Below are 11,039 nucleotides of genomic sequence, written 5' to 3'. Positions count from 1 at the left end.
ACCGATTATCCGGTCTTAGCTACCGTTTCCGGTAGTTATCCCGATCTTACAGGCAGGTTGCCTACGTGTTACTCACCCGTCCGCCGCTAACTCTCAGAGAAGCAAGCTTCTCATCAAGTCCGCTCGACTTGCATGTATTAGGCACGCCGCCAGCGTTCGTCCTGAGCCAGGATCAAACTCTCCGATAAAGTTGTGCTGACCTTACGGCCAGCGGTTTATCTCAAGCTGATTAAGCTCAATTTTAAATCTATGCTGGTTGTAAATTAGTTCTGTTCAGTTTTCAAGGAGCTTACTTAATGTTTGCGTCACTTGCGGTGACAAGAACTAATATTATCAGGCTTTTTAACTATTTGCAACCCCTAATTTAAAAGAATTTTCTTCCAGGTGTTTAACGAGGTTGAAAAATGGGTACAAGCATGAAATTCAGGCTTCCAAAGCCTTTGAAATAACCCTGAATAGCCGCTGCTTTCTCCTTACAGCGCGCGGCGCTTGGCATCCACGACGATGGTCAATCACATGGTCGCTACCGCAAAGATCCCGCGGGATAAACCAGAAAACTGGTGGAGTTCCTCTCTCGAACTTCTTCTATATACAAGAGTAAAGACAAGGCCCGTACGAACGAGCCTTGTCTCTTGTATCCAAACGGCGTCTAGCTACTCTCCGAGCAGAGCAAGAAGCTCCTGCTCATCATCTATAATGCGGATGCCAAGAGATTGGGCCTTGGCAAGCTTGCTGCCGGCACTCTCCCCGGCGATCACGATGTCCGTCTTCTTCGAGACGCTGCCGGTTACTTTGGCGCCGAGGGCTTCGAGCTTATCCGCCGCTTCGTCCCGGCTCATCGCGCTGAGTGTACCTGTCAGCACGATGGTTTTGCCGAAGAGGGGGTGGCTCTCGTCCGCCGCGGCGGCCGGCTTTTCTTCCGCGCGAGGTGCGACGCCCGCCGTAAGCATGCGGGAGATGCTGTCCTGCATGAGCGGATCGCGGAAGAAGCTGTAGATGCTGTCGGCGACGATACCGCCGACATCCGGCAGCGCGATCAGTTCTTCGATCGACGCCTCCATGACCCTGCCCAGGCTGCCGAGATGCTCAGCCAGCACTTTGGTCGTGGTTTTGCCCGTATTCGGAATGCCTAAAGCAAACAGGAAGGACGAAAGGTCGCACTCCTTGCTTTTCTCGAACGCGGCAAGCAGCTTGTTGGCTTTTTTCTCGCCGAAACGTTCCAGCTTGATCAGATCGTCATAAGTGAGCCTGTACAGGTCCGCAGGATCGCGTACGCCTACCTCCTGATAGAGCTGTTCCGCCGTCATGACACTGAACGTATCGATATCCATCGCGTCGCGGGAAGCGAAATGAGTAATTCTGCCGATCATCTGAGGCCTGCAGCCCAGGCGGTTCGGACAGAATAAATGGGCCCCGCGCTGTTCAAGCGGAGTTCCGCAAGCCGGGCAATTTTCCGGGTAAACGATCTCTTCACCGTCAATCTCTTCCGTGGCTTTGCCGAGTATTTCCGGGATCACGTCGTTCGAACGGCGGATATAAACAAGACTCCCTAGAGCATGCTTCAAGTTTTTGCGTTCGATGTCACCGATATTGTTCAGCGTACAGTTTTGTACGGTCACCCCTGCCAGATCGACCGGTTCCACACGCGCTACCGGCGTTATTTTGCCTGTGCGTCCCACTTCCCAGGATACGGATTCCAGAACAGTTGTAACCTCTTCGGCCTCAAACTTGAATGCGATAGCCCAGCGCGGAAATTTCTCGGTATAGCCCAGCACTTCCCGCGTACGCATATCCGCGACTTTGACTACCGCTCCGTCGATGAGGAAGTCATAGGTTAGGCGATTGCTTCCGATACGCTCCAGTTCCTCCATAACATCGTCGATAGAGTCGAAAAATTTGATGTCCGGATTAACTTTAAACCGATTCACTTTAAGAAACTCCACCATCTCCCGGTGGTCGGTGAACCGGAGGTTATCGGAATAGCCTACATTATAGAAGAAGGCGCTCAGTTTGCGTTTCGCCGTTACTTGGGGATTCAGGTTGCGAAGAGCCCCTGCGGCCGCATTGCGCGCATTTTTGAACGGTTCGGCCGCCGTCTGATTATACTGATCCAAAACGGACAGGAACATCAGGCCTTCGCCCTGCACTTCAATGGTCCCGTCTTTGTACGGAATCTCCAGAGGGACGGAACGGATGGTTTTCACCTGCTCCAGGATTCCCTCTCCTACCGTTCCGTTGCCGCGGGTCGAAGCTTGGACAAGTGTCCCCTTGTCATACGTCAAATTGAGGGTGAGACCGTCGAACTTGAGCTCAACGACGAAGGTCGGATGCGGCAGAGGATTGTCCGGATTCTGTTTGTTGTACTCGCCAACGAGCTTCAATACTCGCGTCAGCCACGCGTTAAGGCCGTCTTTGTCCCGCGTCTTGTCCAGACTCCACAGCCGGGAGAGATGACGGTGGGGTTCGAACCCTTTCAACAGCTCGCCGCCGACACGCCTTGTAGGAGAATTCGGAAGAGTCACTCCTGACTCCTGCTCCAATTCCACCAGCCGGTCATACAGCTTATCATATTCGGCATCGGTAACTACCGGGCGGTCCAGCGTGTAATAGTTGTAATTGTGCTGCTCGATAGCTTCGATGAGTGTCTTCATCTCCGCAGTGAAGTCGGCCATCTATTTTCTTCCTCTCGTCTCATCTATTCCTTAAATTAGGGTTATTGCTTCGTAATCGGTGCAAACTTGGCCAAAAGCCGTTTGACGCCTACGGGCGCCGGGAAAGCGATCTGGAGCTCGGTATCGTCCCCCTTGCCTTTAACCGCCACGATAACGCCTGTACCCCATTTGCCGTGGGATACCTTGTCGCCCATCTTGAAGTCTCCTGGCTGACTTCCCGCTGCCGCAGGGGCCGTACGAGGCGTACTGCGCACAGTCGAGGCTCCCGGAGAAGACTTGCCGAACGAGGAAGTCTGGCTTCCCCAGGAAGAACCGCCCGCGGCCGATTGTCCGAAGCTTGTGGAGCCGGAGCTGCCGAAGCCGGAGGATGTGCGTCCCCCGAAGCTCGTACCGCCGCTGCGGGACCAGCCGGAGAATGTGCTACCCCCTCCGCCGGACGAAACGATCTCCATGAGCTCCTGCGGAATCTCTTTGAGGAACCGGGACGGCGGGTTGGCGCTTGTCCGGCCGAAAAGCATCCGCATCCGGGCGCAGGAAAGGAACAGGTTTTCTTCGGCACGCGTGATCCCTACATAAGCCAGGCGCCGCTCTTCTTCCAGTTCCTCGTTGTCCGTGGCAGCGCGGCTGTGAGGGAAGACACCTTCCTCCATGCCTATGATAAAGACAACGGGGAACTCCAGGCCTTTGGCGCTGTGCATAGTCATCAAGACGACCGAGTCCTGAGGGCCCTCATCTTTGTCCATCGTATCTATATCCGCAATAAGCGCGAGATCCGTCAGGAACGCGACAAGGGATTTGTCTTCATTACGGGTTTCAAACTCGCTGGTAACCGATAAGAACTCGTCGATGTTCTCCAGCCGGGACTTGGATTCCAGCGTATTCTCACGCTGCAGTTCCATCCGGTATTGGCTCATTTCCAGAACCTTCTCGGTCAGTTCCGTTACGGACAAGTAGTCCACCATCCGGTGAAGGTTATGGATCATCTCCCGGAAGTCCGCAAGCGCGTTGCGCGTTCTCGCTGAAATTTCAAGCGATTCCACTTCATCGAGCATAGCGAACATAGAGATTCCCCGTCTGGCCGCGAAATCGGCCACCTTATCCAGAGTAGTATCCCCAATTCCCCGCTTCGGAACATTCACGACCCGCGTCAGGCTGATATCATCGTCCGGATTGGAGATGAGTCTTAAGTAAGCCAGAATATCCTTGATCTCTTTACGATCGTAGAACTTGACGCCTCCCACGATCTGATAAGGAATATCGGATTTAATTAAAATTTCCTCGATGACCCGGGATTGGGCATTGGTCCGGTACAGGATCGCGTGATCCCCGTATTTTTGCGCGGAACCGACGTTCTTATTGATTTCACCGGCGATAAAATACCCCTCGTCATGCTCGGAATCCGCCTGGTATACCCGGATTTTGCTGCCTTCGCCTTTGTCGGTCCAGAGATTCTTGGCTTTGCGGCCCGTGTTGTTGCCGATCACCTTATTGGCCGCCTGCAGAATGGTCGAAGTGGAGCGGTAATTCTGCTCCAGCAAAATGGTCGTGGCGTTCGGATAATCTTCCTCGAAGTTGAGGATATTCGTTATGTCCGCTCCCCGCCAACGGTAAATCGATTGGTCGGAGTCACCTACGACACAGAGATTCTTGGATTTGTCCGCCAGCATCTGGCACAGCATATACTGGGCGCGGTTCGTATCCTGATACTCATCCACGTGAATGAAGCGGAATTTATTTTGATAAAAGTCCAGAACTTCAGGCACATCGGTAAAAAGCTGGATCGTCGCCATTATGAGATCGTCGAAATCCAGGGAGTTGTTGCTTTTAAGTTTTTTCTGGTACAGGGTATAGACTTTGGCCACCAGACCGTCAAAATAATCCCCGATCTTCTGCTCAAAACGCTGAGGGGTGATCAGTTCGTTCTTGGCTGTGCTGAGTGCGGCCTGAACGGCTTTGGGCTCGAATTTCTTTGTATCGATGTTGAGCTCTTTCATGCAAGTTTTAATAACGGATAATTGATCGCCGGAATCCAGGATGGAAAAATTCGAAGTGAACCCGATCCGGTCGATATCGCGGCGGAGAATCCGCACACACATGGAGTGGAACGTGGAGACCCAGATGTCGTTCGCGGACGGGCCCACAAGCTGTTCGACCCGTTCACGCATTTCACGTGCGGCTTTGTTGGTAAACGTGATGGCCAGAATGCTCCAAGGGGCCACCCGTTTCGCTCCGATCAGATACGCGATTCTGTGGGTCAACACCCGGGTCTTGCCGCTCCCCGCTCCCGCCATAATGAGAAGAGGCCCTTCGGTCGCTTCCACGGCTTTACGCTGCTGAGGGTTGAGCTTCTGAACGGCTTGCTGTATATCAATCATGAAATTACCTTCCTTCCACGGCTGAGCGGCCGAAACCGATCCCCGCTTGTTTATATCAACGCCCGCACTGTTTCCAGCGCCAGGTCCAAATCTTCATATATAAGGTTGCCGACCACAATCGTATCGGCGGCTTCGGCCGCCAGCTTGGCTTTCTCGGGACCGTCAATGCCGCCGCCGTAGAAAAGCCGGGTGCCTTCGAGGACACGTCTCGTCCTTCTGACAAGCTCCATATCGCCGAAAGTTCCGCTGTATTCCACATAAAAAATGGGCAGCCGCAACAGATGCTCCGCCATACGGGCATAAGCCACAACGTCACGCTCGGTCAGGTCCGTACGGGCTGACGTCACTTTCGCGGCGGTAGATTCCCCGTTCAGAATGACATAGCCTTCGACTAGAATTTCATTCCAGTCCATGATAGCCCCGTATTCTTTGAGCGCCTCGTGATGCCGTCCGAGAATCCACTGGGGATCTCCGGCATTAAGCACCATCGGGATAAAAAACAGGTCAAAGCCCGGCACAATCGCTTCCGCATCGGACACTTCCAATATGCAGGGCACTTCAAATCCGCGTATCCGAGCAAGCAGATCCACGGTATTGTCAAACGTTACACCGGACGAGCCGCCGACAAGAATGGCATCGGTGCCGGACAAGCAAATACGCTCCAGAGCCTCGTCGGCTATTTCCCGGTCGGGGTCGAGCTTAAACACATGTTTCCAGGTTGAGCTGTCTACGATCAAAACGTTTCTTCCCTCCGCTCAAGCATAGGCGTAAATAAGCCGCCTGTCTGCACTTCAATACCCTCAGTCTATGCTACGCGTCCGGGTGTGTCAAATCAGGAAACAGACCTCTTTTTATTATAAAACAGGAATGTACGTTCGCGAAAGAGGAACTTCCATTTTGAGAGGTGGGAGTGAAAGGAAGCCCACGCTTAAAGCCGGGAAAAATAAAAAAAGAAACCGGTCCGAACGCGAGGTTCGTCCGGTTTCGGCTTCTCGGGATACCCGGTTATGTAGGCCTTGAAAGGTCCGGTTTACTTTTTAATCGTTACATCGAATACTTTTTCCACATTTAAAGGAACATGATCGTTCTGCTGGAGGGACAGTTTGATCGTATGTTTGCCCGGAGGGATGTTTTCCAGGCGGACCGGGGCGTCTGTCTTCAGCATGGCTTTCTGAACGCCATCCACGTAAATGTGGAGATGGCCTTCGCCTTGTTTGGGCGCTGCTCCCATGCTGTCGCCTGCGATCGTCAAATTGCTGACCTTGTAGGAAATAACGGCGGATGTGCCTTCCTGCGTTAAGGTTGCGTCAATAGTCGGGGCCGCGCCTGAAACGGCCGAACTGCCGACCTGCTCCGATTTGTTCTGAAAGCCGCATGCCGTTAAGGCCCCGCTGCAGGCAAAGATGAGGAGAAGCATGAGCACAAAAGATCTTTTACCGCTTATTTTACGCATGATTTAGACACTCCTTTGATTAATATAATGGCCGGGAGGGACATCCCTGTAACTTGTATATGTGGCGCAATGAGGAAACATGCCAGCATCTTCGGCAAGGGAATACTGTAAACGGCGAAAATGCACCGGAAGGGAGAGGTGAATATGGTTAAAAAGAGAGAGCAGGGAACCTGCGAATTATGTGGACGCCACGAGGTGAAACGGACCGAACATCACTTGACTCCGAAGGAAAAAGGAGGCACCTTTCTGCCTACGGCTATGCTTTGCATTCCTTGCCACAAGCAGATTCACGCCCTGTTTACGAACGAACAGCTGGAGCGGGATCTGCATACGCTTGATGCACTGCGCGGCGATGAACGGATGCGGGCTTTCCTGAAGTGGATCCGTAAACAGCCATCGGCGTCACTTCCCCGAGTCCGCAAGTCCCGGGAATTGCGGCAATAAAAAAAACGCCTTTCGAGGAGGCGTTTTTTTTGACGGCACCTTGTATTGTGCCAGGCTGCCGACAGGATTCGAAAAACCGGGGCCAGAGCGGTTAACCCAGCGGACGATATGCAGGCGGCCTGCCGCCGCCCTCACCCCTATACGGGGAGTTGTAAGGCTGCTGTGCAGATGGCGGCGTGATTGGCGTCGGGCTGGACTGCTGCGGCTGGCGGGCGTAAGACTGCCCGTACCGCTGGGGCTGGCCGGCAGAGTAAGCGCCTGGCGCGGGCTGACCCGGCTGCGGCCGGGACTGGCCGTAAGGCTCGCGAGCCGAAGCCGGGGCCGGACTGCGGAAGCCGCCGTAGGACGGCCCCGGCCCGCCGGAAGCGTAGGCAACGGGCGGCGCTGCCGCGGCAGGCGTGCCGTAAGGCACCGCTCCGCCTGTGGCAGGACTGCCGCCGTACGGGGAGCGCGGAGCTGCGTACGGCTGGGCGGCGCTTGCCGCCGGTGCGGGAGCCGGCTGCTCGGGCGCTGCGGAAGCGGGCGCGCCTCCAAAGCGCGACGGCGCCATCGGCGCGGGGGCGGCGCTTGCCGCCGGTGCGGGAGCGGGCTGCTCAGGCGCTGCGGAAGCGGGCGCGCCTCCAAAGCGCGACGGCGCCATCGGCGCGGGGGCGGCGCTTGCCGCCGGTGCGGGAGCGGGCTGCTCAGGTGCAGCGAGCGCGCTCAAGCCCGTTTCCGCCGCTTCCGCGGAAACGGACTCTTCCTCTTCCGAGACTGACGGCTCGGGATGGTAGACGTCTCCGTATGAAGAATCATAGACGGAAGACGAGGAAAGAGAAGAATAGTAATCGGGACGTTCTCCGAATATTTCAAGTTCTTTCTCTTCGTATGTAACAGGTTCTAAGGCTGTGGTTTTGTCCGCCTCTGCTGTATACAGAACCGCTTCCGGCGACGCCCCTGTTTCAGCTTCTTTCGCTTCTATTCCGGCAAAATCTTTCCGGATAGCGGCTTCCAGCTCGGAGAGCGCCCGGTCGTGGCTGGCAATCTCCTGCAGCACGTCTTCCCCACTGGCGTTTTGAACCTTCTTCTTGTCCCCGCGATCGGCCAGAAGCCTGTACAGCTTATCCTGATCATCCAGCGTCTGCTGGAGAAGCTGGCGGTAAAGAGCGCGAATGCCGGGCTGCCGGGCATCCCATGCGGCCGATGCGTATCTGGACGCAAGCCTTTTAAAATCGGCCATCGTCCGTTCGGCAGCCCCCCATTGCTTCTCTCCGGCTTGATCCGTTTGAAGTTCCTGTTTCATCTACAGCCACCTCCATTTAGTTCATACGGTCTGTTCATAAAGATCCTCTACAGCTTAGAGCCTGAGATTTAAGGTGCCAGTCATAATTCCGTGCTTCTCAGCGCGGCCAGAAGCTGCCGGGCACAGCCGAGCCGGAGCACGGCCAATTGCTCTAGCACTTCCCGCAGCTCTACATCCGTGGAAGATTCCGCTTCTTCGGCACAGCGTTTGGCCAGTGTATGTTCAAAACGGATCAGGTCACCTAACGACTGAAGCTCGGGAAGAGTGACCCTTTCCAAATGTTCTTCTTTGTAAACGACACGATGCTCGCCGGCATGACTGATTGCCATTCCCTCAACCCCCTGATCGGATATTTTTATTAGCATGCCCATTTTTTACCCGTCCTATGTGATTCATTTTCTCTTAGCACAAGCAGCTCGCAGCAAAAAAAAGAATAAAAGCATCGTGCGCTTTTATTCTTCAGGGTCTTCCGTCTAATAAACGGAGGGAATGCAGACGGCATTCTCTATTCCTTTTTCACATTAGAAGCCGCTGCTTCTTCCATAGCCGCCAGCGGAATGGCATAGGCCCAATCCCCGCCCTGCTTGGCAATCCATACGGATTTGCCGTCGGAGCGGCCGCTGTACGTATCTTTCATCTCTTTGCCATCCACGGTCCGGACAATTTCCAGCGTCCATTCCCCCGGCTTAATCGCCTCATCGGCGGCCCGTTTCGGCATTTCTTCCGTTTTCATGAATAGCAGCTTATCCAGAACCTGGGTCGCCTCCGCTCCCTCGATCTCACGATCCGGCAGCTTCCATTTAGACTGGGCCGCCGATTTATCCGGTTCGTTCTTCGTCAGGGACCATTTATGATCCTTCCAGGAGAACGTGACGCTTTTTACCTGATCGTAATCGAATTTCACCGGACTCGTCTCCACGAAATCCAGCGGCGACTTATTCAAGACGGACAGCGAGGATTCTCCCACTTGATAGACGGCAGGAGAGCTTCCCAACTGCACATAGACGTACCCTTCCACCGGCGTCGGCGAACCGGCCTTCACTTCCTGAGAAGTACCGTCTGCAAGATTTACTTTATAGACGGATGAAGGCTTGTCGAGCCCGTATTTGGCCAGATCGGACGCCTTCTCTTCGACGACCCTTTCCTGTGTCAGTAAATTAAAAGAATCCATCCAGCCTTCGGTCAAGTTAGGATTAAGCGGGGCAGCCGAGGGCTTGGTCATCGACCATTCGCCGTCCTTGCGGACCAGTTCCGTCTGCTGGCCTCCGCTCAAGATAGAGAAACTTTGGACATCCGCAACATTTACATGGACAAGAGGCTTGGATGTCTCCGCTTGTTTTTCCTTGAAAAAATCCTGGCTCCAGGCATACCAGAGACCGCCCAGAAACACGAGAATCAAAAGCAGCGCGGGCGCGAATTTTTTCACCCTTTTCTCCTCCTCCACCAGATAAACCCGCCGAGCAGCAGGAAGATCAGCGGCATAAAGACGATCGCCACGAAAAAGATCGTTTTGGCCTGCCCCGGCGTTAAAGCAGCGGTTTGATACGCTTCATTCTGTCTGGGGCGGATCGTCACCTGATCTTTTTTCTCCTGAAGCCATCCGATGCTGTTCATCGCAAAATCACGGTTGCCCTGCACGTTGATCTCTTGGTCCATCAGGAAAGTGGAACCGCCGAGTATGACGGCCTTAGGCTTGCTGTCTTTATCTTCTACGGCATAGCCCAGGTTGAGCGGGCCTTTCACATCTTTGTCGTCCTGATTCGTCTGGGATTTCATCAGCCCGGCGATATCCGTTTCCCCGTAAGCCTGTGCCGACGTCTTCAAGATCGGCGTGCTTTTAAAGTCGCCCTCTTCCTGAGCATTCAGGGCAACTGCCAGCGACATCATCGTCAGGAGATTGTAGTTTTTCAGCTTTGTCGTGATGTCGTGATCCCCGTACTCGGGAATAATCGTAAGCGGGTCGTACAGAGTGCTCTGCTTCGCTTCGATGGCGACCGCATGCTGGTCCTTGACGCCGTATGTGTTCATGAGGGCATCGATGTTTTTCCATTTGGACGCCATTTCCTGGCTGAAGCCCAGGGAAACGTACAGCTTCCCTTTTCCGCTCAGGTACTGCTTGATCAGTTCGGCCTCTTTGTCGTTCAAATCGGTTTGGGGACCGATCAGAAACAGCATGTCGGCATCGTCCGGAATCTTGCCTTCCCGGTATAGATTAAGGTCTTTAACCGTGTAATTTTCGCCCTCCAGGCTTGATTTCAAAACGGTCATTTCCTGGAGCGTCATTTCCTGGTGCCCCGATAAGAAATAAACCGTATGTTTTTCGGTGCTGGTCAGGCTTTTGACGGCCTGGGTCATCTTCTCTTCCCCGGCAAACTGATATGATCCGGAGCCTTGACCGGCCGTGAACATCTCCTGGAAGGTGATCACTTTTTTCTGGCTTCCGCTTTCAAAAACAAGACTGCTCTGCTGAACACCGTACTGCTGGACTTTGGAGGGCTCTTTCAGCATGTCGTACTGATTATACGTAATCTTGCCCGTACGTTTGCTGTATTCCTGAACCATATCCGTCACTTCGCGGGTCAGCACGCCATCCGGATCCTCCTGAGGATTCGTAAAAGCCGTGACATGAATGTCCTTGCCCAGATCTTTGAGAGTTCCCAGCGTTTGATCCGAAAGTGTGTACATTTTGTTTTTGGATAAGTCGAGCTGAAAATCTTTCAATGAATGGAGAAAGAAGGTCAGCAGAATAAAAATTCCGATGACGGCGATTGAAATCACCGCCGTATTTGTACCGCGCAGCCATTTCTTCATCG

The 11,039-nt window shown here is 54.0% G+C and carries 9 protein-coding genes and 1 rRNA gene; 1 reads left to right on the top strand and 9 read right to left on the bottom strand.

Annotated elements, in window-relative coordinates:
- From HMPREF1207_RS14300 to HMPREF1207_RS14280, 5 genes are all read right to left on the bottom strand, one after another.
- A 16S ribosomal RNA gene (locus tag HMPREF1207_RS14300) occupies positions 1-188 on the bottom strand; the annotation flags it as partial.
- A 465-nt stretch (positions 189-653) separates the two neighbouring features.
- Positions 654-2,672 (bottom strand): NAD-dependent DNA ligase LigA, encoded by a 2,019-nt coding sequence (gene ligA / locus HMPREF1207_RS14295; RefSeq protein WP_009674192.1) that lies wholly within the window; start codon positions 2,670-2,672, stop codon positions 654-656.
- Between the two features lie 41 nt (positions 2,673-2,713).
- Positions 2,714-5,047: a DNA helicase PcrA gene (gene pcrA, locus HMPREF1207_RS14290; RefSeq protein WP_009674193.1), complete on the bottom strand. Its 2,334-nt coding sequence runs from the start codon at positions 5,045-5,047 to the stop codon at positions 2,714-2,716.
- A gap of 50 nt (positions 5,048-5,097) precedes the next feature.
- The gene (locus HMPREF1207_RS14285) at positions 5,098-5,784 is read right to left on the bottom strand and encodes a heptaprenylglyceryl phosphate synthase (protein ID WP_009674184.1); all 687 of its coding nucleotides are present in this window, start codon (positions 5,782-5,784) and stop codon (positions 5,098-5,100) included.
- A gap of 293 nt (positions 5,785-6,077) precedes the next feature.
- Positions 6,078-6,500 carry a DUF6130 family protein gene (locus HMPREF1207_RS14280; protein ID WP_009674186.1) on the bottom strand — a complete coding sequence of 141 codons (423 nt, stop codon included), beginning with the start codon at positions 6,498-6,500 and terminating at the stop codon, positions 6,078-6,080.
- 144 nt (positions 6,501-6,644) lie between these two features.
- Between HMPREF1207_RS14280 and HMPREF1207_RS14275 the strand changes: the two genes are divergently transcribed.
- Positions 6,645-6,944: a hypothetical protein gene (locus tag HMPREF1207_RS14275; protein ID WP_016423760.1), complete on the top strand. Its 300-nt coding sequence runs from the start codon at positions 6,645-6,647 to the stop codon at positions 6,942-6,944.
- 91 nt (positions 6,945-7,035) lie between these two features.
- Here HMPREF1207_RS14275 and HMPREF1207_RS14270 read toward each other — a convergent pair whose 3' ends face one another.
- The 4 genes from HMPREF1207_RS14270 to HMPREF1207_RS14255 form a co-directional block, all read right to left on the bottom strand.
- Positions 7,036-8,226 carry a spore coat protein gene (locus tag HMPREF1207_RS14270; protein ID WP_016423759.1) on the bottom strand — a complete coding sequence of 397 codons (1,191 nt, stop codon included), beginning with the start codon at positions 8,224-8,226 and terminating at the stop codon, positions 7,036-7,038.
- 80 nt (positions 8,227-8,306) lie between these two features.
- Complete coding sequence (locus HMPREF1207_RS14265) at positions 8,307-8,555, bottom strand: hypothetical protein (protein WP_009674191.1); 249 nt, start codon at positions 8,553-8,555, stop codon at positions 8,307-8,309.
- A gap of 176 nt (positions 8,556-8,731) precedes the next feature.
- On the bottom strand, positions 8,732-9,652 hold the full coding sequence (locus tag HMPREF1207_RS14260) for a DUF4340 domain-containing protein (RefSeq protein WP_009674181.1): 921 nt from the start codon (positions 9,650-9,652) through the stop codon (positions 8,732-8,734).
- Positions 9,649-11,037 (bottom strand): GldG family protein, encoded by a 1,389-nt coding sequence (locus HMPREF1207_RS14255; RefSeq protein WP_009674185.1) that lies wholly within the window; start codon positions 11,035-11,037, stop codon positions 9,649-9,651. Before HMPREF1207_RS14255 ends, HMPREF1207_RS14260 begins: the two co-directional genes overlap by 4 nt.
- Between the last annotated feature and the right edge of the window lie 2 nt (positions 11,038-11,039).

Source organism: Paenibacillus sp. HGH0039, from assembly GCF_000411255.1.
GTDB lineage: Bacteria > Bacillota > Bacilli > Paenibacillales > NBRC-103111 > Paenibacillus_F.
Note: the sequence above shows the minus strand (reverse complement) of the source record. Positions and strands in the feature narration are given on the sequence as shown.

Bases quoted from the DNA above. Each gene is read 5' to 3' on its own strand.
- HMPREF1207_RS14255 (WP_009674185.1), bottom strand. From the start codon at position 11,037: ATGAAGAAATGGCTGCGCGGTACAAATACGGCGGTGATTTCAATCGCC.
- HMPREF1207_RS14280 (WP_009674186.1), bottom strand. From the start codon at position 6,500: ATGCGTAAAATAAGCGGTAAAAGATCTTTTGTGCTCATGCTTCTCCTC.
- HMPREF1207_RS14275 (WP_016423760.1), top strand. From the start codon at position 6,645: ATGGTTAAAAAGAGAGAGCAGGGAACCTGCGAATTATGTGGACGCCAC.
- ligA (WP_009674192.1), bottom strand. From the start codon at position 2,672: ATGGCCGACTTCACTGCGGAGATGAAGACACTCATCGAAGCTATCGAG.
- HMPREF1207_RS14265 (WP_009674191.1), bottom strand. From the start codon at position 8,555: ATGGCAATCAGTCATGCCGGCGAGCATCGTGTCGTTTACAAAGAAGAA.
- HMPREF1207_RS14270 (WP_016423759.1), bottom strand. From the start codon at position 8,226: ATGAAACAGGAACTTCAAACGGATCAAGCCGGAGAGAAGCAATGGGGG.
- pcrA (WP_009674193.1), bottom strand. From the start codon at position 5,047: ATGATTGATATACAGCAAGCCGTTCAGAAGCTCAACCCTCAGCAGCGT.